A 21044-nucleotide genomic window follows, 5' to 3' on the forward strand; every position below is an offset into this window, starting at 1 on the left:
CTTCACAGGGGCTGCGCAGGAGCCCCACACGCGCTGTAATGGCGAACGTGGTGAGGAGCGAGGGCGCTGCGATCAGCAGGACGCGAGCGGAGCGTGCCGAAGCCGCCCTGGACACGCTCACCGCGTCACCCGCCACGCCCGATCGGCTCCGCCGGGTCCTCGAACAGGCGCTGGTGTTCGCGGGCGCGGCCTTCGCCGCGGTCTACACGCCCGGCGACGACCCCTCCCAGCTCTGTCTCGCCGAGTCGGCGGGCCTGCCGCGCACCCTGTACGGGCTGCGCGACTGCTATCCGGCCGCCGGCACCTCCCCGGTCGCCGAGACCCACCGCACCGGACGCCCGCGCCGGCTCGGACCCGAGGACCTGGCCGGCTTTCCCGAGGCCCGGCGCCTTGCGACCTCGGAGTTCTTCGTGGCCGTCCTGCCGCTCGGTCCGGCGGGCGGCGGCTGTCTGCTGGCCGTCAGCGAGCACCCGGGCGGCTTCGACGCCGACGACCGCGCCTGCCTTGACCTGATCGTCCGCGCGATCGCCGTCCCCGCCTCGACCGCTCCCGCCGGCGACACCGGTGAGCTGCCGGCGGACGCCTTCAGCCTGGCCATGGACAGCGGCCGGGTCGAGGTCGGCGACGAGATCCTGCGCCTGTTCGGTCTGGCCCGGGACGCCTTCGACGGCCGGGTGGAGACCCTGCTCGCCCTCACCGTGCCCGAGGACCTGCCCGCGCTGATGTCCGTGGTCGAGGCCGACCACATGTCCATCGGCGAGCGCGAACTGGAGTTCCGCATCCTGCAGCCCTCCGGCGAGCCGAGGTGGCTGCGCCTGCGCGGCCGGCTGCTGCCCGGCGGCGAGGGCCGTGCCGCCCGGCTCGTCGGGACCGTGGCCGACGCCTCCACGCTGCGCTCGGGCGTCACCGACGTGGCCCGGGTGCAGCGTCTGGCCGCCGCACTCGCCACCGCCGGCACCGTCAAGGACGTCGGCAAGGCCGTCGTCGCCGCCCTGCGCCGACCGTTGCAGGCCGACCGGATCGCGCTCGCCGAACTGGAGAACGACCGGCTCGTCGTCACCGTCCTCGACCCGCCCGAGCCCGAGGCCTGGCCCGAGCTGTGGCGCACCGAATGGCGCACCGAATGGCCCGACGCGCCGGTGCGCGCCATGCCCACCCTGGCCGCCGCGCTGCGCGAGGGCCGCGCCCGGATCTGGCCCGCCGGCACCCCGCTGGAGCCCGCCCTCGCCGACGTCGGCCCCGGCGGCCTCGCGGTGCTGCCGCTGCCCGCCGGCGGCCGCATGGCCGGCGCCTGCCTGATCGGCTGGGACCGCCCGCACGACTTCGGCCCCGACGAGCGCGCCCTGCTCACCGCCTGCGCCGGCCTGACCGGGCAGGCCCTGCTGCGCGCCCACGCCTTCGACGCCGAGCACGAACTCGTCGGCATGCTCCAGCGCACCCTGCTGCCGCGCCGCCTGCCCCGGCTGCCCGGCGCGGTCGCCGTCGCCCGGTACCTGCCCACCACCGCCGGACTGGAGGTCGGCGGCGACTGGTACGACGTGATCCCGCTCGCCGACCACCACGTGGCCCTGGTCATCGGTGACGTGCAGGGTCACAACGCGGGCGCCGCCACCCTGATGGGCCAGATGCGCACCGCGCTGCGCGCCTACGCCGCCGAGGGCCACTCCCCGGACGTGGTCGTGGCCCACGCCAACCGGCTGCTGCTGGACATGGAGACCGACCTGTTCGCCACCTGCGCCTACGTCGACGTCGACATGGAGCAGGGCACCGCCTGGTGCGTGCGCGCCGGCCACCTCCAGCCCGTATTGCGCCACCCGGACGGCACCGCCGAGATCGTCCGGGCCGAGGGCGGGCCCCCGCTCGGCGTGCTCAGCCAGGCCGAGTTCCCGATGACCCCGCTGCGGCTGCAACCCGGGACGGTGATCGCGCTGACCACCGACGGCCTGGTGGAGTCGCCCGACGAAGACCTCGACATGGGCATGGACCGGCTCGCCGCCGAGCTGGCCGCCGCCGACCCCGCCCACCTCGGGCTGGTCGCCGACGCGCTGCTCACCGGCGCCCACCGCACAGACGACGTCGCCCTGCTGCTGATGCGCTACGACGGCATGGCCGTGAAACCGCTGCGCGAGAGCTGGACGGTGTGGCGGGTGCCGGAGGCGGTCCGGCACGCCCGCCGCTTCACCCGCCGCACCCTGCGCACGTGGGGCGTCTCGCAGGACACCATGGAGGCGGCCCTGCTGGTGGTCTCCGAACTCGTCACCAACGCGCTCGTGCACACCGGCGGCCAGGTCCGCCTCGACCTCAGCCTGGTCAACCACCGGCTGCGGCTCGCCGTCGCCGACGCCTCCCCGCGCAGCCCCGTCAAGCCCACCAGCATCGGCTGGGAGGCCACCGGCGGCCGGGGCATCCTCCTGGTGGAGGCGGTGTCCGCGGCCTGGGGCACGCTCCCGGTCAGCGGCGGCAAACAGGTCTGGGCGGACCTCGTACCGGGCGGCTGACCGCCACACGGGTGCGTTTCGCGCCGGTTGACGAGGCTTGGAGAGGCACATCAGCACAGGGGTGCCTAGGGTCGACTGGTGTGGCACACACCTTCGAGGAACTCGTGCAGAAGCAGCGCGCGGCCGAGGCGGCCCACGCCACGGTCGAAGAGCTGCGGGACACCTACGGGCCGCCGGCCGAGCGGCGGATGACCGGTGCCCAGTCGGGCACCTACGAGACCGCGCTGCGCGCCTGGCGGGACCTGGCCCGCGATGTGCAGACCGCGGTCAGCGAGTACGCGAGGGAGAGCGGCCGGCCGCGGCCCGACGTGGAGGCCGACGTCACCCGGGCGGCCGCGGAACCCGAGGACGCATGAACCGTGCCGGCCGCCGCGCGGAGCGGCTCGTGGACGCCGCGGACGCCCGGTTGCCCGTGCTGGAGGGCGGCCCGCTGCTGCGCAAGGCGTTCCCCGACCACTGGTCCTTCCTGCTCGGCGAACTCGCCCTGTACAGCCTCCTGGTGCTGATCCTGACCGGGGTCTGGCTGACCCTGTTCTTCCAGCCGGAGATGCGCGAGGTCGTGTACGCGGGCCCCTATCTGCCCCTGCGCGGGGTGCGCATGTCGGCCGCCTTCGACTCCACCCTGCACATCAGCTTCGACGTGCGCGGCGGACTGCTGATGCGGCAGACCCACCACTGGGCCGCGCTGGTCTTCGTCGCCGCGATCGGCGCGCACCTGCTGCGGATCTTCTTCACCGGCGCCTTCCGCCGGCCGCGCGAGGTGAACTGGGTGATCGGCGTGACCCTGTTCGCGCTCTCGCTGGCCGAGGGGTTCGCCGGGTACTCGCTCCCGGACGACCTGCTGTCGGGGACCGGGCTGCGCATCGCGCAGGGCATCATGCTGTCCATCCCGGTGGTCGGCACCTACGTGGCCTTCTTCGTCTTCGGCGGCCAGTACCCGGCCCACGACATCATCACCCGGCTGTATCCGGTGCACATCCTGCTGCTTCCGGGCGCCCTCATCGCGCTGGTCGCCGTGCACCTGATGCTGGTGGTGTACCTCAAGCACACCCAGTGGCGCGGCCCGGGGCACACGCCGCGCAACGCCGTCGGCAAGCCCTTCTTCCCGCAGTTCACCGGCTCCTCCGGCGGCCTCGCCGTGATCGTCGCGGGCCTGCTGGTGCTCCTGTCCGGCATCGCCCAGGTCAACCCGGTCTGGAACTACGGCCCCTACCGCCCCGACCAGGTCTCCACCGGCTCCCAGCCCGACTGGTACGTCGGTTTCCTGGAGGGCGCGCTGCGGCTGGTGCCACCGTGGGAGACCGACTTCGCCGGGCACACCCTCATGTGGAACGTCCTGCTTCCGGCTGTCGTCCTGCCGGGCCTGCTGTTCGCCGTGCTGTACGCCTACCCCTTCGTCGAGCAGCGGCTGACCGGGGAGTGGCGCAGCGAGCGGCACCTGTGCGACCGGCCCCGCGAACGGCCCGTACGCACCGGGCTCGGCGTGGCGGGAACCGTGTTCTACGGCGTGCTGCTGCTGGCCGGCGGCAACGACGTCATCGCCCAGACCTTCCGCATCTCCGTCAACGCCCTCACCTGGGTGCTGCGCACCGCCCTGATCGTGGCGCCCGTCCTGGCCTTCCTGGTGACCCGGTGGCTGTGCCGGGCCCTGACGGCGGCCGAGATCGAACGGCTGGCCGAGGGCGTGCCCACGGGCGAGATCCGGCAGAGCGTCACCGGCGGGTACGAGACCGATCACGAGCCGGTGGAGACGTTCCGGCCCGGGGCCCCGCGCCGGCCGCTCACCGGTGCGCGTACTGGAACACCATCCCGTACACCCCGCGCGCCAGAACACCCAGACCGATGAGGAACAGCCACAGCCCGAAGACCACGCCGGACGCCGTCACCGCGGCACCGAGCGCGGTGACGACCGGCCACGGGCTCTCGTCGGGGAAGAACGCCACCGGCCCGGCCGCGTCCGCCACTTCCGCCCCGGTGCGGTCCTGGGCCCGCGAGCCGCGGCGCCGGTACTGGATCAGGCAGAAGAACGCGACCAGCCCGGCCATCCCGCAGGCGACGACCAGCGCGACCGTGCCCGCCTCCTCTCCCGCCCACATCCCGTACAGCGCCGCGGACCCGCCGAAGAACAGCGCGACCCCGCCGAACAGCATCGCCTCGGCCTTCATCGCGCCAGCTCCTCTCCGGCCGGGCTCTCGACCTCGGGATGGTGCAGGTCGAACGCCGGGGACTCCGAACGGATGCGGGGCAGCGCCACGAAGTTGTGCCGCGGCGGCGGGCAGGACGTCGCCCACTCCAGGCCCCGCCCCCACCCCCACGGGTCGTCGACGCCGACCTGCTCGCCCCTGACCGCGGTGCGCCACACGTTGTAGAGGAACGGCAGCGTGGAGACGCCCAGCAGGAAGGCCCCCGCCGACGACAGGGTGTTGAGCAGGGTGAAGCCGTCCTGGGGCAGGTAGTCCGCGTAGCGCCGGGGCATGCCGGCCTCGCCGAGCCAGTGCTGCACCAGGAAGGTCAGCTGGAACCCCGGGAACAGCAGCCAGAAGTGCACCTTGCCGAGCCGCTCGTCCAGCATCTTCCCGGTGAACTTCGGCCACCAGAAGTAGAACCCGGCGAACATCGCGAACACCACGGTGCCGAACAGCACGTAGTGCAGGTGGGCCACGATGAAGTACGTGTCGGTCAGATGGAAGTCCAGCGGCGGCGAGGCGATCAGCACCCCGCTCAGCCCGCCCAGCAGGAAGGACACCAGGAAGCCCAGGGACCACAGCATCGGCGTCTCGAACGACACGGAGCCGTGCGTCATCGTGCCGATCCACGCGAAGAACTTGATGCCCGTGGGCACCGCGATCAGGAACGACATGATGGAGAAGAAGGGCAGCAGCACCGCGCCGGTGGCGAACATGTGGTGCGCCCACACCACCGCCGACAGCATGGTGATCGCGATCGTGGCCCCGATCATCGGCAGATAGCCGAACAGCGGCTTGCGGGAGAACACCGGCACGATCTCCGAGACGATCCCGAAGAACGGCAGCGCCACGATGTAGACCTCCGGATGCCCGAAGAACCAGAACAGGTGCTGCCACAGCAGCGCGCCGCCGTTCGCCGCGTCGAAGACGTGCGCCCCGAACTTGCGGTCCGCCTCCAGCGCCAGCAGTGCCGCCGTGAGCACCGGGAACGCGGGCAGGATCAGGATCGAGGTGAACAGCACGTTCCAGGTGAAGATCGGCATCCGGAACATGGTCATGCCCGGCGCGCGCAGGGACAGGATCGTGGCGATGAAGTTCACCGCGGTCAGCGTCGTCGACACACCCGAGACCACCAGTCCCATCGCCCACAGGTCACCGCCGGCGCCGGGGGAGAAGTAGGCGCTGTTCAGGGGCGCGTAGGCGAACCAGCCGAACGCGGCCGCCCCACCGGGCACCAGGAAGCCGGAGACCACCATCAGACCGCCGAACAGGTACATCCAGTACGACAGCGCGTTCAGCCGCGGGAAGGCCAGGTCGGGCGCGCCGATCTGCAGCGGCATCACGGCGTTGGCGAACCCGGCGAACATCGGGGTCGCGAACAGCAGCATCATGATCGTGCCGTGCACCGTGAAGAACTGGTCGTAGCCGTGCTTGCTGAGGAACTGCAGACCCGGCCGGGCGAGTTCCGCGCGCATCCCGAGCGCGAGCAGCCCGGCGAACAGGAAGAAGCAGAACGCCGTGACCATGTAGAGCCGGCCGATCACCTTGTGGTCGGCGGTGGAGAGCCAGCGCAGCAGGGACCGGCCGGGACGCGGGGCGGGGGCGGTGTAGCGCGCGACGACCTCGGTCGTGTCCGAGATTTCCGGTAGTTCCGTCATCGCGGGTGACGCTACTCCCCGTGACGGGCGGCCTCCCGCGCGCCACGCCTCGGATCCGGGGTCGTATCCGCCGCTCGGCCGGGTACCCGGTGGTCATGAACTCCGCCATGTACACAGCCGCCACGGGGCCCCAGGTCTTCGGGTACGTCCTCATCCTGCTCGCCGGCGTCGCCTGCGTCACCGGACTGATCTGTGCCTTCCGGCTCGGCTTCAAGGTGCGCCAGCGCGAACCGGACCCGCCGCGACCCGAAGAGCAGCCCCGGGTGCCGGCGTCCGGGCCCGTCCTGGAGACCCTCGAGATGCGCGAACCCGACGAGGTGCCCCGAGCCGCGGACGACAGCGAGCGGCTCACGCCCTACCAGGTCGGCAACGTCCGGTCCCGGCGCGCGGAAGACCAGCGCCGTCCGCGCTGGTCGCCCGGCTCCAGCGGGTCGTTCGGCGGCGGAGGCGGCGGCCGGACCTGAGCCGGCGTGCGCGCTTGCGGGCGCAGCGGGGCGGGGACCGGTGAGGCACCTGTCTACCCGGGCCGGCCGGGACCCACGAACGGTCCCGGCCCGTGCAGGAACGCAGAAGGTACGGCAACGCAGAAGGAAGATGAACGACGTGACCGCGCAACCCAGTGACAAACCCGTCCAGGCGCCCGACGCCGAGACCGGCCGGCCGAACGCTCCCCGGCGGCGGGACCGGGGAGTGCGGACCTGTGTCCCCGCCGTTCTGGACCGCGGCGCCACCTCGCAGCAGGGCGCCGGCTCCGAGGACAACATCGTGCGGGGCGAGGACTGAGGAGGGCCGGGACACCCCCCGGCAAACGCCCGTCGACACCGGGGCAACGCTGTCGTGACGAGCCGGTCGTACAAGAGAAGGTCCGATCCGGACGATCGCCGTTAGGGTGGGGCGGATGAAGGCTCTGGTGCTCTCCGGCGGCTCCGGTACCCGACTGCGACCGATCACGCACACCTCGGCGAAACAGCTGGTACCGGTGGCCAACAAGCCCGTGTTGTTCTACGGACTCGAATCCCTCGCCGAGGCCGGGATCACCGAGGTCGGGATCGTCGTCGGGGACACCGCGGCGGAGATCGAGGAAGCCGTCGGCGACGGCTCGAAGTTCGGGCTGGACGTCACCTACATCCCCCAGGAACGCCCCCTCGGGCTCGCGCACGCCGTCCTCGTCGCGCGTGACTTCCTCGGCGACGACGACTTCGTGATGTACCTGGGGGACAACTTCGTCGTCGGCGGGATCCGCTCCCTGGTCGAGGAGTTCCGCGAGCGGCGGCCCGACGCCCAGATCCTGCTCACGCACGTCCCCGATCCGCGCGCCTTCGGCGTCGCCGAACTCGACGCGTCTGGTCAGGTGGTCGCCCTGGAGGAGAAGCCGGAGCACCCCAGGAGCGACCTCGCCCTGGTCGGCGTCTACCTCTTCACCCCGGCCGTCCACGAGGCCGTACGCGCCGTGAAGCCGTCCTGGCGCGGCGAGTTGGAGATCACCCATGCCATCCAGCACCTCATCGACGCCCGCGCCGACGTGCGGTCCACCGTCATCGGCGGCTACTGGAAGGACACCGGGAACGTCGAGGACATGCTCGAGGTCAACCGGACCGTGCTGGAACGGCTGGAGCGGCGCATCGACGGCGAGGTGGACGACGCCTCCGAGACCGTGGGCCGGGTGGTGATCGAGGAGGGGGCGAGGATCACCAACTCCCGGATCGTCGGCCCGGTCGTCATCGGCGCCGGGACCGTCGTCGGCGACTCCTACGTCGGCCCCTACACCTCCGTCGCGGAGAACTGCCGGATCACCGACAGCGAACTGGAGTTCTCCATCGTGCTGCGGGACTCCTCCATCGCCGGGGTCGGCCGGATCGAGTCCTCGCTGATCGGCCGGCACGCCGAGGTCACCCCGGCGGCCGGAGTACCCAGTGCCCACCGACTCGTCCTCGGAGACCACAGCAAGGTGCAGATCCGTTCATGAACCTCCTCGTCACCGGCGCCGCCGGGTTCATCGGCTCCCGTTACGTCCGGATGCTCCTCGCCGGTGACCCGCCCGGCGCTCCCCGCGTCACCGTGCTGGACAGGCTCACCTACGCCGGCACGCTCACCAACCTCCCCTCCGGCCATCCCCGGCTCGACTTCGTGCACGGCGACATCTGCGACGCCGCCCTGGTGGACAAGCTGATGGCGGATGCCGACCAGGTCGTGCACTTCGCCGCCGAGTCGCACGTCGACCGGTCGATCGCGGGTGCGGGGGAGTTCGTCCGCACCAACGTGCTCGGTACCCAGACCCTGCTGGACGCGGCCCTCGAACACGGCACCGGCCCGTTCGTGCACGTCTCCACCGACGAGGTCTACGGCTCCATCGACACCGGCTCCTGGCCGGAGGAGCACCCGCTCGCCCCCAACTCGCCGTACTCCGCCTCCAAGGCCTCCTCCGACCTGCTGGCGCTGGCGTACCACCGCACCCACGGCCTGGACGTCCGGGTCACCCGCTGCTCCAACAACTACGGTCCGCACCAGTTCCCCGAGAAGGTGATCCCGCTCTTCGTCACCAATCTCCTCGACGGACTGAAGGTCCCGCTCTACGGCGACGGACGCAACGTCCGCGACTGGCTGCACGTCGACGACCACTGCCACGGCATCGACCTCGTGCGCACCCAGGGCCGGCCCGGTGAGGTCTACAACATCGGCGGCGGCACCGAGTTGAGCAACAGGGAGCTGACCGGCCTGCTCCTCGACGCGTGCGGCGCCGGCTGGGACCGGGTGGAGTACGTCACCGACCGCAAGGGCCACGACCTGCGCTACTCGGTCGACTGGAGCAAGGCCCGCGACGAACTCGGCTACCACCCGCGCCGCGACTTCACGGCCGGGCTCGCCGAGACCGTCGCCTGGTACCGCGACCACCGCGACTGGTGGGAGCCGCTGAAGCAGCGGAGCGCGCGATGAGGTGGCTGGTCACCGGCGCGGGCGGCATGCTCGGCCACGACACCGTGCACGAACTGCGGGCACGCGGAGAGGACGTCACCGGCCTGACCCGCGCCGCCCTCGACATCACCGAACCGGCCTCGGTACGCCGGGCGGTGGCCGGGTACCGGCCGGACGTGGTCGTCAACTGCGCCGCCTACACGGCCGTCGACGCCGCCGAGACCGACGAGGACCGCGCGCTGCTCGTCAACGGCGAGGGCCCCCGGCTGCTGGCCCGCGCCTGCGCCGCACACGGCGCCCGCCTGATACACGTCTCCACCGACTACGTCTTCACCGGTGAGGCCCGCGACGTCCCCCACGCGGAGGACGAGGAACCGGACCCGCGCACCGCCTACGGCCGCACCAAGCTCGCCGGGGAACGCGCCGTGCTCGCCGAACTCCCCGGTGCCTCCGTGGTGTTGCGCACCGCCTGGCTGTACGGCGTCCACGGCGGGAACTTCGTCCGCACGATGCTGCGGCTGGAGGCCGACCGCGACACCGTCGACGTCGTGGACGACCAGCGCGGGCAGCCCACCTGGAGCGCGGACGTGGCCGCCCGGATCGCCGACCTGGGCGCCGTGGACGCGCTCGGCGTCTTCCACGCCACCAGCTCCGGCGAGGCCAGCTGGTACGAGCTGGCGCGCGAGGTGTTCCGGCTGGCCGGCGCCGACCCCGACCGGGTGCGCCGCACCGACAGCCGGGCCTTCGTCCGGCCCGCGCCCCGGCCCGCGTACAGCGTGCTCGGCCACCAACGGTGGCGGGCCGCCGGTCTCGCACCGCTCAGGGACTGGCGGTCCGCCCTGCACGAAGCACTGCCCCGCATCCGCAAGGAGACGTCTTAAGTGAAACGGCACGAGTTCCTGCGGGAACTCCACAAGGTCAGCGCGAACCGCAACTACCTGGAGATCGGCGTCAACGACGGCCGCAGTCTGACGCTGTCCCGGGTGCCCAGCATCGCGATCGACCCCGCGTTCAAGGTGGTCACGGAGATACGCTGCGACGTGCACCTGGCGAAGGCGACCAGCGACGACTTCTTCGCCCGTGACAACCCCCTCGCGCACCTGCGCGGCGGCCGGCATCCGCTGCGCAACCTCGCCCGCAACCGCAGCCCGTTCGGCTACTGGAAGCGCACCACCCTGGACCTGTCGTTCATCGACGGCATGCACCTGTTCGAGTACGCGCTGCGCGACTTCATCAACATCGAGAAGCACTCCGACTGGGCCGGCGTGATCGTCTTCGACGACATGCTCCCGCGCAACGTCGACGAGGCCGCCCGCGACCGGCACACCAACGCCTGGACCGGGGACGTCTACAAGCTGGTCGAGATCCTGGGCCGCCACCGTCCCGACCTGGTGACCGTCCTGGTCGACACCGCGCCCACCGGCCAGCTGCTGGTCTTCGGCGCCGACCCGGCGAACACGGTCCTGGAGGACAAGTACGACGACATCGTCGCCGAGTTCGAGGTCCCCGACCCGCAAAAGGTCCCCGAGTCCGTCCTGGGGCGCACCACGGCCGTCGCACCGGAGGAGTTCCTCGCCGCCGGCTTCTGGAAGCCGCTGGTCGCGGCCCGCAACCGGGGCACGAAACGTTCCCGTGGCTGGGAGCCGCTGCGCCGGGCGCTGGCCCCCTACGCCGTCAGTCGCTGAGGCCGCCCGAGCGCAGCCGCCGGTAGTGGGCGGAGCAGTCCGCGTACGTGGGCAGCAGCCCGGACCGCTCCGCCTCGGCCAGCGTGGGCGACTTGGCGTCCTTGTCCGACAGCACCGGCTCGATGCCCTCGGGCCAGGCGATGCCCAGGTCCGGGTCGAGCGGATGCACCCCGTGCTCGTGCCGCGGCGTGTACCCGGCCGAGCACAGATAGACCACCGTGGCGTCGTCGGTGAGCGCCATGAAGGCGTGCCCGAGACCCTCGGCGACGAACACCGCGCGCCGCCTCTCGTCGTCCAGCCGCACGGCCTCCCACTGGGCATAGGTGGGGGAACCGACGCGGATGTCCACGACCACGTCGAGGACGGCCCCGCGCACACAGGTGACGTACTTGGCCTGACCGGGCGGGACGTCGGCGAAGTGGATGCCGCGCAGCACGCCCCGCCGGGACACCGAGCAGTTCGCCTGGGCGAGGTCGAGGTCGTAACCGGTGGCCTCGCGGAACTCCGCGCCCCGGTACCACTCGTGGAAGCTGCCCCGGTCGTCCGGGAACGCGTGGGGCTCGAGCACCCAGGCGTCCCCAATCACCAGTTGCCGCACGCCGTCATGCCTTCCGTGTCGTCGTGGCCGTCCGTGTTCCCCGTATCCCGCCGAGCAGGCGCCGTGCCCCGCGCACCAGCCGGCGCAGGCGTCCGGGCGCCGGCCGGCGGACCACCTCGACGGCACCGTGCGTACGGCCCACCCGCAGCAGCAGCGGCAGCCTCAGGACCCGTCCGCCGGCCAGCCGCAGCTCCGTGCGCCACAGGGCGCTGCGCAGCTCGCGCAGCGGCAGGCCGGTCTCCAGCAGCGCGTGGACGCCGTCGGCGGGCGTGAGCACGGCCGGCCGGTCGAGCGTCCGCCCCCGGGCGCCGACCAGGCGGACCGTGGCGGCCGTGGTGTCGGGCACATACAGGGGCAGGGCGACGGTCAGTGCCTCGGCGTCGGAGACCGCCGCGTCCGCCGGGGTGAGCCGGTGCAGACCGAGGCCCTGCACGGCGCGGTCCACGTCCAGGGACAGATTGCGGTGCTGCTTGGTCCAGTACGGCAGGACGACCCGGTCCGCGACGATCCCCGCCGGCGGCAGCGCGAGACCCGCCACGGGGGCGGGGCCCAGCCGGCACTCCTTGGTCCAGCCGCCCAGGCCGACCCGCACGTACAGGTCCCACAGTCCGCCGTGGAGCGGGTCGCCGCCCGCCGCCCGGAGGGGGTCGACCGTGGCCGTGGCGTTGAGCACCAGCCGGGTGCCGCCGTCCTCGGCCGCGACCCGGTCGCGGCTGGTGACGCGCACCGGCTGGAAGAAGGAGGCCGCGCTCTCCCGGTCCCGCACGATCAGGTCGACGGTGGCGGAAGCGAAGCCGGCGTCGGCGGCCGCGGCCAGCCAGGCCGCGGCCTCGGCGCGGTCGCGGGGCGCGCCGTCCGCCGGGGGCCGCGTGGCGTCCGGCGGAACGGTCAGCGGGCCTGCGGCGGTGGTGTACTCGGCACTGAGGCCGAGGCGCAGGGTGCCGTCCCGCCAGGCGACTTCGGCCGGGACGGCGCTCGGCCGCACCCCGGCCTCCCACTCGGCGTGGGCGACCAGGTCGTCGTAGCGGTCCTCGCGGATCAGCGCGGCCACGATCCGCTGGGCCGGACGCAGTCCGGGGGCGACTTCGGGGCCGAAGCGCTCGACGACGACCTTGTGCATCTCCCGCAGCAGCTCGCGCCGGTGGTCCTCGGGCATCGCCAGCAGCCGGCGCCCGCTCATCCGCTCGACCATCTCCACCCGCAGCCAGCGGCGCAGCAGCCTGTCGCGCAGGGGGCCCGGCTCGGTGTGACGCTCGACCACGTCGAGGGCCTCGCGCAGGTTGGCGAAGTAGCCGACCGGGTCGAAGCGCTGGAAGCCGGCGTTGGAGGCGTCGTCACGTTTGAGGTGGTAGTAGCAGACGTAGTCGCTGAGCACCGAGACGTTGTCCGCGCGCAGATACGCCTCGGTGACGAAGACGTGGTCCTCCAGGCGCCGCCGGCCCTCGGGGAAGCGCAGTCCGGTGCGGTCCAGGAAGGAGCGCCGGAACATCTTGTGCGGGGTCAGGCTGTCGATGAGCGGCGCGTTGTCCACCGTGGCGTGCGGGTGGTTGCGGCGGAACAGCTCCACCGGCACCGGGCGGCCCTTTCCGGCCATCTTGCCGACGATCACGTCGGCCTTGTTCGCGACCCCGTAGTCGTACATCCGCTCCAGGGCCTCGTCGCCGAGCCGGTCGTCGTTGTCGACGAACATCACGAACTCGCCGCGGGAGGCCTCGACACCGACGTTGCGGGGCTTGCCGGACCAGCCGGAGTTCTCCTGGTGGATGACGCGTATGTGCGGGTGCTCGGCGGCGAGCGCGTCCAGGCGGGCCGGGGTGGCGTCGGTGGAGCCGTCGTCCACGAAGATCACTTCGTAGGCGTCGGGAGGCAGCGACTGGCGCAGCAGCGAGGCGATGCAGTCCTCGATGTACGGCCCCGGGTTGTACACGGGGACGATGACGCTGACCTTGACCGGCATCCGGCTCCAAGCCCCCTTTGTTCGCTTGCCGTTGCCTCGGTGGCACGGTGGGCGTGGCCGAATGCTAACCCGGCCCCTTGCGCAGGGGGTACGGGGACCCCGCGCAAGGGGCCGGGCCGGCCGGTCAGGCGTGGGTCTTGGCGAGCAGTTCCAGGATCTCGGCCGTCGTGCCGCTCTCGCCGAGCCGCGGGAAGATCCGCTCGACGCTGTTCGCGTGCGCCCCGGCGTCGGCGTCGGACATCGCGTCGGTGGCGAGGGTGACGTGGTAACCGTGGGCGTAGGCGTCCCGGGCGGTGGACTCCACGCCGATGCTGGTGGCGATGCCGGTCAGCACGATCTGGGTGATGCCGCGGCGGCGCAGCTGGGCGTCCAGGCCGGTGCCGTACAGGGCGCTCCAGTTGTGCTTGGTGACGTGGATGTCGCCGGCGTGGCCGGACAGTTCGTCGACGACGAGGTCCCAGCCCTCCGGGAAGGCGAGGCCGCGCGGCCCGCGCTCGGTGCGGCCCGGGACGGCGTCGGCGCCGTCGGCGGCGAAGGAGACGCGGACCAGGACCACGGGCAGGTTCCGGGACCGGAACGCCTCGGCCAGTTCGGCCGTGCGGGCCACGACGTCCGAGGCCGCGTGCGGCTGCACCGGCATGCCGACGATGCCGTTCTGCAGGTCGATCACGACGAGGGCGGTACGGGGGTCGAGCGTGGTGAGCGACATGAGTCGGTCAGGCCTTTCCAGGGGTGGTGGTCGGTGCGGGGACGAGCCGGCCGAGGGAGCGGTCCGGCAGTGTCGTCGCCAGCAACAGGGCGGAGCCGGCGAGCATGAACAGGGCCAGGCCGTGCAGCCCGGCCGTGTCGGCGCGGTGCGGGTAGAACGCCGCGGTCGCGGCGGACGCGCCCAGCGCGCCGAGGTACATGAAGGTCCTCAGCAGTCCGGCCGCGGAGGCGATCCGCTCCGGGTCGGCCTGCCGGTACAGGGCGTTCTGCGTGGCCAGGCCGATCAGGCCCGACGGGACGCCGAGGACCGCGCCGACCGCGAGCAGCAGCCACAGCGGGCTGTCGGCGCGCACCAAGAGCAGCAGGGCACAGCCCGCCACCTGGAGTGCCGAGCCGGCGAGCAGCTTGGCCCGCACCGCCTCCCGGCGCCCGGTGAGCGTGGACACGATCAGCGCGGACACCGACAGCGGCAGCAGCGTCAGCCCGGCGGTGGAGGCGGTCAGCCCGCGCCCCTGCTCCAGCCACTGCGTGTAGCCGTACATGAAGGCGTACGAGGTGGTGTAGGCGAGCAGCTGACGCAGATAGGTGGTGAGCAGCGGGCCGTTGCCGCCGAGGACGCGCAGGTCGACGAACGGGTCCCGCACGCGCAGCTCGCGCGCCGCGAAACCCGCCGCGGCGGCGGCCGACAGCACCGGCAGGTACCAGTGCCCTGTCCGCGGGTCCATCAGGAACAGCATCAGCGAGAGCAGGAGCAGCGCGAACAGCGCCATGCCGGGCAGGTCCACGCCCCGCCGCCGGGCCGGCCGGGAGCGGGGCAGCCGTAGCGTGCCGAGCACCAGGCAGGCCGCCGAGAGCGGCACGTTGACGGTGAACACGGCACGCCAGCCGCCCAGGCCGATCAGCAGGCCACCGAGCGCGGGGCCGACGACGGCCACCGTCTGGTTGGCGACGGCCAGCGCGGTCAGCACCCCGGCCGGGCTGTCCTGCCCGGTGCGTTCGGCCTCGCTGCGGGTCAGCCGCATGGCCGCCGGGTACGCCGCCGAGGTCCCGAAGCCCAGCAGCACCCGCGCCGCGATCAGCGCCCCCAGCGAGGGAGCGAGCGCGCCGAGCACACCGGCGACGCCGACGAGCGCCGTACCGGCGAGGTAGAGCCGGCGCGGGCCGTACATGTCCACCAGGCGGCCGATGACGGGCTGTCCGACGGCCGTGGCCAGATAGAGCGCCGAGACCAGCCAGGCGGTCTCGGCGGGCGGGGCCCCGAAGGCGACGCCGATCGGCACCAGGGCCACGGCGATCATCGAGGAGTTGACCGGATTGAGGACCGAGCCGAACAGCATCGGCGGGATCAGCCGGCGGTCGAATCCGGTGGGGGAGGGGCGGGCGGCCTGCCCGGTACGTGCGCTGAGCCTCGGTATCACGACCGCGAGAGCCGTTCCATCAGCTCCAGTGCCGCCAGCACCGTCTGCCGCTCCTCCTCCGTGTAGCGGTCCTGGAAGGCGCGGGCCAGCCACTCCTCGCGGATCTGCCGGTTGCCCTCGACGCGGGCCCGCCCGGCGTCGGTCAGGGTGACCAGCTGGCGGCGGCCGTCGTCCGGGTCGGGGGCGCGCCGGATCAGCCCGTGCTGGTCCAGTGCGGCCAGCGTGGTCGCCATCGACTGCGGCCGTACGCCCTCGGCGGCGGCGAGCGCGCTGGCCGTGGCGGCGCCGTGCTTGCCGACCAGGGTGAGCGCCGACTCCTGCGAGGGGCTGAGGTCGGTGTCCTGCGCTACCTCGCGGATACGGCGCCGCAGCCGGCTGAACACCACGCGCAGATCGCGTGCGGCGCGGGCGGCGGAGTCGGAGATGTCGGCCATGGCTCCCACCCTAGGACCGGCAGGGGCAAACTGTCCAGTCCAGGCTGTTCAGTTTTGCCTGGCGAATTGCCGGGTACTCGCCCGTCCTCGAACAGGGCAGCACGTGGGTGAACCCGAGGAGCGCAGATGACCCCTCCGGACATGTCCGGGCTGGAGACCGCTCTCCGCGCCGAGGTGGACGCCGAGGTCCGCTTCGACGCCGGCAGCCGCGGTGCGTACGCCACGGACGGTTCGAACTACCGGCAGGTCCCCCTGGGCGTCGTCGTCCCCCGCACGGTGGAGGCGGGTGCCCGGGCGCTGTCGGTGTGCGCACGCTTCGACGCCCCCGTCCTCTCCCGGGGCGGCGGCACCAGCCTGGCCGGACAGTCCACCAACACCGCCGTGGTGGTCGACTGGAGCAAGTACTGCACCCGGCTGATCTCCGTCGACCCCGAGCGGCGCACCTGCGTGGTGGAGCCCGGGATCGTCCTCGACGAACTCAACCGTCAACTCGCCTCGCACCAGCTGCAGTTCGGGCCGAAGCCGTCCACCCACAGCCACTGTGCGCTCGGCGGCATGATCGGCAACAACTCCTGCGGCTCCTCCGCGCAGGCGTACGGCAAGACCGTCGACAACGTCCGGGGCCTGGAGATCCTCACCTATGACGGACAGCGCGCCTGGGTCGGCCCCACGCCGCCCGACGAGCGCGCCCGGATCGCCGCCGCCGGCGGCCGGCTCGCCGAGCTCTACGGCGGCCTCGACCGCATCGCCGGCGAATACCTCGCCGACATCCGCCGCGGCTACCCCAAGATTCCGCGCCGCGTCTCCGGCTACAACCTCGACTCCTTGCTGCCCGAGAACGGCTTCGACGTGGCCAAGGCACTCGTCGGCAGCGAGGGCACCCTGGTCACCGTCCTGCGCGCCGAACTCGACCTCGTCCCGGTGCCGCCGTACCAGTCGCTGCTGGTCCTCGGCTACGACGACATCTGCGCCGCCGCCGACGACGTGTCCCGCCTGCTGGAGCACTGCTCGCCCACCCAACTGGAGGCGCTGGACGGCCGGATGGCACAGCTGATGCGCGAGGAGGGCGCCTATCTCGACTCGCTCGCCGTGCTGCCGGAGGGCGACAGCTGGCTGATGGTGCAGTACAGCGGCGACAGCCAGGAGGACGTCGACGAGCAGGCCCACGCCCTGCTGCGCGCCATCGACCGGGACGAGAAGGACGGGCGGGTCGCCTTCTCCGACCAGCCCGAGCGCGAGCAGAAGATGCTCAGGGCCCGCGAGGCCGGACTCGGGGTCACCGCACGCCCGCCGGACGACCGGGAGACCTGGGAGGGCTGGGAGGACTCCGCCGTCCCGCCCGAGCGGCTCGGCGACTACCTGCGCGACCTGAAGGGACTCTTCGAGGAGTTCGACTACGACCACCCGTCCCTGTACGGCCACTTCGGGCAGGGCTGCGTCCACACCCGCATCCCCTTCGGCCTGCGCACCGCCGACGGCGTGGCGGACTTCCGCCGTTTCGTGGAGCGCGCCGCCGACCTCGTGGCCTCCTACGGCGGCTCGCTGTCCGGCGAGCACGGCGACGGCCAGTCCCGCGGCGAACTGCTCACCCGGATGTTCGGCGAGCGGCTGGTGACCGCCTTCGGCGAGCTGAAGGCCCTCTTCGACCCCCGCGACCGGATGAACCCCGGAAAGATCGTCCGCCCCAACCCCGTCGACGGACAGCTGCGGCTCGGTCCCGGCTGGCGGCCGGCCACCCCCTCCACCCACTTCGACTTCCCCGAGGACGAGCACTCCTTCAACCGCGCGGTGATGCGCTGCGTCGGCATCGGCAACTGCCGCAGCCACTCCGGTGGGGTGATGTGCCCCTCCTACCGGGCCACCCTGGAGGAGGAGCACTCCACCCGCGGCCGGGCCCGGCTGCTCTTCGAGATGCTGAACGGCCACGCCGACTCCGCGATCCAGGACGGCTGGCGCTCCACCGCCGTACGCGACGCGCTCGACCTGTGCCTGGCCTGCAAGGGCTGCAAGTCCGACTGCCCGACGGGCGTCGACATGGCCACCCTCAAGGCCGAGTTCCTCGCCCACCACTACGAGGGCCGGCCGCGTCCCGCCGCCCACTACTCCATGGGCTACCTCCCGCTGTGGGCGCGGCTGTCGCGGATCGCCCCCTTCCTGCTCAACTCCGCGCTGCACGCGCCCGGCCTGGCCACCCTGGGCAAGCGGCTGGCCGGGATCGACGGGGCACGCTCGGCACCCGTGTTCGCCCAGGAGTCCTTCCTGCAGTGGTGGCAGGCCCACAACTGGGAGCAGCCGGACCCGGCCGACCCGCGCACCGTGGTGCTGTGGCCCGACACCTTCAGCACCTACTTCCATCCCGCGATCGCGAAGTCCGCCGTACGGGTCCTCGAGGACGCGGGCTTCCGGGTCGCCGTGCCCACCGAGCCGGTGTGCTGCGGCCTGACCTGGATCTCCACCGGCCAACTCACCGTCGCGAAACGGGTGTTGACCCGCACCCTCGGAGTGCTGCGCCCCTACCTGGAGGCCGGCACCCCCGTCATCGGCCTGGAACCGTCCTGCACGGCCGTCTTCCGCGCCGACGCCCCCGAGCTCATGCCCGCCGACCAGGACGTGCAGCGGCTGGCCGGCCAGGTCCGCACCTTCGCCGAACAACTCGTCCACCACGCCCCCGACGGCTGGCAGCCACCGCAGCTCGCCCGGCAGGCCACCGTACAGACCCACTGCCACCAGCACGCCGTCATGAAGTTCGACGCCGACCGCGAGCTGATGCGCCGCGCCCACCTGGACGCCGAGGTCCTGGACGAGGGCTGCTGCGGACTCGCCGGCAACTTCGGCTTCGAACGCGGCCACCACGAGGTCTCCGTGGCCGTCGCCGAACAGGGTGTCCTGCCCGCCGTACGCGGGGCCGCACCCGACAGCCTGGTCCTCGCCGACGGATTCAGCTGCCGTACCCAGATCGAGCAGGGCGGCACCGGCCGCCGTGCCCTGCACCTCGCCGAGGTACTGGCCCTCGCCCTCGACGGCAACCTGCCGAGCGACCACCCGGAACGCCTGGCCGACCGCCCGCCCGAGCCCTCGCGCACGGTCCGCTGGGCGACGACGGCGACCGTCACCGCCCTGGCCGCCGGCGGTGCGGTGCTCGGGGCGCGGCGCCGGGCCTGAGGAGGCGACGTGACCGACCGCCCGACCGTCGACGACGCCTACACCGTCCCCACCGACGCCCTCGCCCGGGACAGGACCACCGTCGTCCCGGCCGCCGCACGCCCCGGCACCACCACCGGCCTCGGCCACCTGCGCCCCGGCCGCCACCGTCAGCGGCCGGCCCACGACGTGCCCCGCACCAACGACCAGCACGCCGGGCGCCGACGGCACGCCCGGGCCCGGGCCGAGTCCCGTGGCGGAACCGGCCGCACCGTACCGGGCGGAGTGAAGTCCCCCTGGGGGAAAGGAGATGACCATGCCCACGACCGTCGTCATCACCGGCGCCAGTGCCGGGATCGGACGCGCCACCGCCCGTCTGTACGGCGGGCGCGGCGCGAACGTCGTCCTGGTCGCGCGCGGCGAGGGCGGCCTCCAGGCGGCGGCGGACGAGGTCGCGGCCCTCGGCGGACGCCCCCTCGTCCAGGCGGCCGACATGGCGGACCAGGCCCAGGTGGAGGCCGTCGCCGAGGCCGCGGAAAAGGAGTTCGGCCCGCTCGACGTATGGGTCAACTGCGGCTTCGCCAGCGTGTTCGCGCCCTTCGACGAGATCACCCCCGAGGAGTTCCGGCGGATCACCGACGTCACCTACCTCGGCTTCGTCAACGGCACCCGCTCGGCCCTGAAGCGCATGCTGCCCCGGGACCGGGGCACCGTCGTGCAGGTCGGCTCGGCGCTCGGGGAACGGTCGATCCCGCTGCAGTCGGCGTACTGCGGCGCCAAGCACGCCATCAACGGCTTCACCTCCTCGCTGCGCACGGAACTGCTGCACCGCGGCAGCCACGTCCATGTCACCGTCGTCCAGATGCCCGCGGTCAACACCCCCCAGTTCGAATGGGTCCGCTCCCGGCTGTCCCGGCACCCGATGCCGGTGCCGCCGATCTACCAGCCGGAGGTCGCCGCCCGGGGCGTGGTGCACGCGGCCGACCACCCGCGCCGCAAGCAGTACCTGGTCGGCGCCAGCACGGTGGCCACCATCTGGGCCAACCGGATCGCCCCGGCCCTGCTCGACCGCTACCTCGCCCGCACCGGCTTCGACTCCCAGCAGACCGACCGCGTCCCGCCCGCCGGCCTGGACAACCTCTTCGCACCCGTGGACCAGGACCCCACCGAGGACCAGGGCGCCCACGGCGCCTTCGACGACAGCGCGCACGCCCGCTCCTGGCAGCAGACGCTGGCACGGCACCCCGCCGTCACCGCCGTCGGCACGAGCGCCGCGCTGCTCTGCGCCGTACGCGGCCTGCGCCGGCTGGCCTCGCCCGCCGCCTAGGCTGACGGCGTGCGCCTCCTGCTCATGTCCGACACCCATCTGCCCAAGCGCGCCAAGCGGCTCCCCGAGCCGCTGCTGGCCGAACTCCCGCACGCGGACGTCGTCTTCCACGCGGGGGACTGGGTCGACACCGCCACCCTCGACCTGCTGGAGAGCCGCAGCCGCCGGCTCGTCGCGGTCCACGGCAACAACGACGGACCGGAGCTGCGGGCCCGGCTCCCCGAGGTGGCGTACGCCGAACTGGACGGCCTGCGCTTCGGCGTGGTCCACGAGACCGGTCCCGCCCAGGGCCGCGAGGCCCGCTGCGCCGCCCGCTTCCCCGACCTCGACGTCCTGGTCTTCGGCCACAGCCACATCCCCTGGGACACCACCGCCGCGACCGGCCTGCGCCTGCTCAACCCCGGCTCGCCGACCGACCGGCGCCGCCAGCCGCACTGCACCTACCTCACCGCGACCCTGACCGACGGAACACTCACCGACGTCACCCTGCACCGGCTGCCGCAGCGGTAACGGACCCGGAG

General features: G+C 72.8%; 19 protein-coding genes. 12 read left to right on the forward strand and 7 right to left on the reverse strand.

The genetic code is table 11. The features are described 5' to 3' along the window. Nucleotides 1–38: 38 nt before the first annotated feature. From AB0D93_RS38940 to AB0D93_RS38950, 3 genes are all read left to right on the forward strand, one after another. Nucleotides 39–2498, forward strand: a complete 2460-nt coding sequence (locus AB0D93_RS38940) for a SpoIIE family protein phosphatase (RefSeq protein WP_362130601.1) — start codon at nucleotides 39–41, stop codon at nucleotides 2496–2498. An 80-nt stretch (nucleotides 2499–2578) separates the two neighbouring features. Next, nucleotides 2579–2854: a hypothetical protein gene (locus AB0D93_RS38945; protein WP_362130604.1), complete on the forward strand. Its 276-nt coding sequence runs from the start codon at nucleotides 2579–2581 to the stop codon at nucleotides 2852–2854. Further along, nucleotides 2851–4344: a ubiquinol-cytochrome c reductase cytochrome b subunit gene (locus tag AB0D93_RS38950; RefSeq protein ID WP_362130607.1), complete on the forward strand. Its 1494-nt coding sequence runs from the start codon at nucleotides 2851–2853 to the stop codon at nucleotides 4342–4344. Before AB0D93_RS38945 ends, AB0D93_RS38950 begins: the two co-directional genes overlap by 4 nt. Here the strand turns inward: AB0D93_RS38950 and AB0D93_RS38955 are convergent. Both AB0D93_RS38955 and ctaD read right to left on the reverse strand, forming a co-directional pair. Beyond that, the gene (locus AB0D93_RS38955; protein WP_362130610.1) at nucleotides 4280–4663 is read right to left on the reverse strand and encodes a cytochrome c oxidase subunit 4; all 384 of its coding nucleotides are present in this window, start codon (nucleotides 4661–4663) and stop codon (nucleotides 4280–4282) included. The genes AB0D93_RS38950 and AB0D93_RS38955 overlap by 65 nt on opposite strands. Next, entirely contained in the window at nucleotides 4660–6342 is a 1683-nt protein-coding gene (gene ctaD, locus AB0D93_RS38960) for a cytochrome c oxidase subunit I (protein WP_362130613.1), read from the reverse strand. The genes AB0D93_RS38955 and ctaD overlap by 4 nt, the downstream gene beginning before the upstream one ends. Before the next feature lie 95 nt (nucleotides 6343–6437). Between ctaD and AB0D93_RS38965 the strand changes: the two genes are divergently transcribed. The 6 genes from AB0D93_RS38965 to AB0D93_RS38990 all read left to right on the forward strand — a co-directional run bounded on the left by AB0D93_RS38965 (nucleotide 6438) and on the right by AB0D93_RS38990 (nucleotide 10940). Then, nucleotides 6438–6806 (forward strand): DUF6479 family protein, encoded by a 369-nt coding sequence (locus tag AB0D93_RS38965; protein ID WP_362130616.1) that lies wholly within the window; start codon nucleotides 6438–6440, stop codon nucleotides 6804–6806. A gap of 130 nt (nucleotides 6807–6936) precedes the next feature. Further along, the gene (locus tag AB0D93_RS38970) at nucleotides 6937–7125 is read left to right on the forward strand and encodes a hypothetical protein (protein WP_362130619.1); all 189 of its coding nucleotides are present in this window, start codon (nucleotides 6937–6939) and stop codon (nucleotides 7123–7125) included. Nucleotides 7126–7240: 115 nt separating this feature from the next. Further along, the gene (locus tag AB0D93_RS38975) at nucleotides 7241–8308 is read left to right on the forward strand and encodes a glucose-1-phosphate thymidylyltransferase (RefSeq protein WP_362130622.1); all 1068 of its coding nucleotides are present in this window, start codon (nucleotides 7241–7243) and stop codon (nucleotides 8306–8308) included. After that, entirely contained in the window at nucleotides 8305–9276 is a 972-nt protein-coding gene (gene rfbB, locus AB0D93_RS38980; protein ID WP_362130625.1) for a dTDP-glucose 4,6-dehydratase, read from the forward strand. The genes AB0D93_RS38975 and rfbB overlap by 4 nt, the downstream gene beginning before the upstream one ends. Further along, nucleotides 9273–10136 carry a dTDP-4-dehydrorhamnose reductase gene (gene rfbD, locus AB0D93_RS38985; RefSeq protein WP_362130629.1) on the forward strand — a complete coding sequence of 288 codons (864 nt, stop codon included), beginning with the start codon at nucleotides 9273–9275 and terminating at the stop codon, nucleotides 10134–10136. Before rfbB ends, rfbD begins: the two co-directional genes overlap by 4 nt. Beyond that, complete coding sequence (locus tag AB0D93_RS38990) at nucleotides 10137–10940, forward strand: class I SAM-dependent methyltransferase (RefSeq protein WP_362130632.1); 804 nt, start codon at nucleotides 10137–10139, stop codon at nucleotides 10938–10940. It begins immediately after the preceding gene. On the opposite strand, the gene rfbC is transcribed toward AB0D93_RS38990, so the two are convergent. From rfbC to AB0D93_RS39015, 5 genes are all read right to left on the reverse strand, one after another. Further along, the gene (gene rfbC, locus AB0D93_RS38995; protein ID WP_362130635.1) at nucleotides 10930–11538 is read right to left on the reverse strand and encodes a dTDP-4-dehydrorhamnose 3,5-epimerase; all 609 of its coding nucleotides are present in this window, start codon (nucleotides 11536–11538) and stop codon (nucleotides 10930–10932) included. The genes AB0D93_RS38990 and rfbC overlap by 11 nt on opposite strands. Nucleotides 11539–11542: 4 nt before the next feature. Next, nucleotides 11543–13495, reverse strand: coding sequence for a glycosyltransferase family A protein (locus AB0D93_RS39000; RefSeq protein WP_362130638.1), 1953 nt, complete (start codon nucleotides 13493–13495; stop codon nucleotides 11543–11545). A 124-nt stretch (nucleotides 13496–13619) separates the two neighbouring features. Next, nucleotides 13620–14204, reverse strand: a complete 585-nt coding sequence (locus AB0D93_RS39005) for a hydrolase (RefSeq protein WP_362130641.1) — start codon at nucleotides 14202–14204, stop codon at nucleotides 13620–13622. 7 nt (nucleotides 14205–14211) lie between these two features. Continuing rightward, a complete protein-coding gene (locus AB0D93_RS39010) occupies nucleotides 14212–15621 on the reverse strand; it encodes an MFS transporter (RefSeq protein WP_362130644.1) in 1410 nt (469 codons plus the stop codon). After that, nucleotides 15618–16055 carry a MarR family transcriptional regulator gene (locus AB0D93_RS39015; RefSeq protein WP_362130647.1) on the reverse strand — a complete coding sequence of 146 codons (438 nt, stop codon included), beginning with the start codon at nucleotides 16053–16055 and terminating at the stop codon, nucleotides 15618–15620. The genes AB0D93_RS39010 and AB0D93_RS39015 overlap by 4 nt, the downstream gene beginning before the upstream one ends. 126 nt (nucleotides 16056–16181) lie before the next feature. Here AB0D93_RS39015 and AB0D93_RS39020 point away from each other — a divergent pair, with 126 nt between their 5' ends. The 3 genes from AB0D93_RS39020 (at nucleotide 16182) to AB0D93_RS39030 (ending at nucleotide 21033) form a co-directional block, all read left to right on the forward strand. Next, the gene (locus AB0D93_RS39020; RefSeq protein WP_362130650.1) at nucleotides 16182–19217 is read left to right on the forward strand and encodes an FAD-linked oxidase C-terminal domain-containing protein; all 3036 of its coding nucleotides are present in this window, start codon (nucleotides 16182–16184) and stop codon (nucleotides 19215–19217) included. A gap of 295 nt (nucleotides 19218–19512) precedes the next feature. Then, entirely contained in the window at nucleotides 19513–20523 is a 1011-nt protein-coding gene (locus tag AB0D93_RS39025) for an SDR family oxidoreductase (RefSeq protein ID WP_362130653.1), read from the forward strand. A gap of 9 nt (nucleotides 20524–20532) precedes the next feature. Beyond that, a complete protein-coding gene (locus tag AB0D93_RS39030) occupies nucleotides 20533–21033 on the forward strand; it encodes a metallophosphoesterase (protein ID WP_362130656.1) in 501 nt (166 codons plus the stop codon). The last annotated feature ends 11 nt before the right edge of the window (nucleotides 21034–21044 follow it).

This window comes from Streptomyces sp. NPDC048191 (assembly GCF_040652655.1).
Classification (GTDB): domain Bacteria; phylum Actinomycetota; class Actinomycetes; order Streptomycetales; family Streptomycetaceae; genus Streptomyces.